At 66.4% G+C, this 771-nt stretch carries 1 protein-coding gene; it reads left to right on the plus strand.

Features of this window, described 5'->3' with window-relative positions:
* Window positions 1–116: 116 nt before the first annotated feature.
* Window positions 117–771, plus strand: a 655-nt coding sequence (gene istA, locus MHZ35_RS17945) for an IS21 family transposase (RefSeq protein WP_239436859.1), incomplete at its 3' end; no start/stop codon positions are given.

Here is a 771-nt window from a genome sequence, read left to right on the forward strand (position 1 = left end):
TGTGGATCGGCGTGGAAAAGGGACCCCGGTAGCGGGGTGATCGGCGTCGAAAAAGGACCCCTCATCCCGGTGGTCTAGGCTGTTCGCTTGGCGGTGTGTCAGGCGGCGAGATCGGGATGCTGATATTGGAGACGGTGTTGAGGATCCGGCGCGAGCACGCGTCGGGAAAAGCCATCAAGGCGATAGCGCGAGACCTGCACCTGTCGCGCAAGGTGGTCCGCAAGGCGATCCGGGCGCCGGAGGCGGACATGGCGTATCGTCGCGAGGTGCAGCCGCTGCCGAAGCTGGGGCCGTACCAGACGCGACTGGACGCGTTGCTGGAGGAAGACGAGGCACGGCCGCGGCGCGAGAAGCTTCGCCTCACGCGTATCCACGACCTGCTGCTGCGCGAAGGGTTCGACGGCTCGTACGATGCGGTGCGCCGCTATGCGGCGCGTTGGCGGCAGGCGCGGCGTCGCGATGTGATGGATGCGCCGGCGTTCATCCCGCTGCTGTTCCGGCCGGGCGAAGCCTATCAGTTCGACTGGAGCCACGAGGACGTGGAGATCGCGGGCAAGCCGATGCGCGTGAAGGTCGCGCATGTGCGGCTGTGCGCATCACGGGCGATGTATGTGCGAGCCTATCCGCGCGAGACGCAGGAGATGTTGTTCGACGCGCATGCGCGGGCGTTCGCCTTCTTCGGAGGCGTGCCGACGCGCGGCATCTACGACAACATGAAGACGGCGGTGACGAGTGTGTTCACCGGCAAGGAGCGGGTCTTCAACCGGCGCT

This window comes from Sphingomonas sp. ACRSK, assembly GCF_022346685.1.
In the GTDB taxonomy this organism is placed as follows: domain Bacteria; phylum Pseudomonadota; class Alphaproteobacteria; order Sphingomonadales; family Sphingomonadaceae; genus Sphingomonas; species Sphingomonas molluscorum.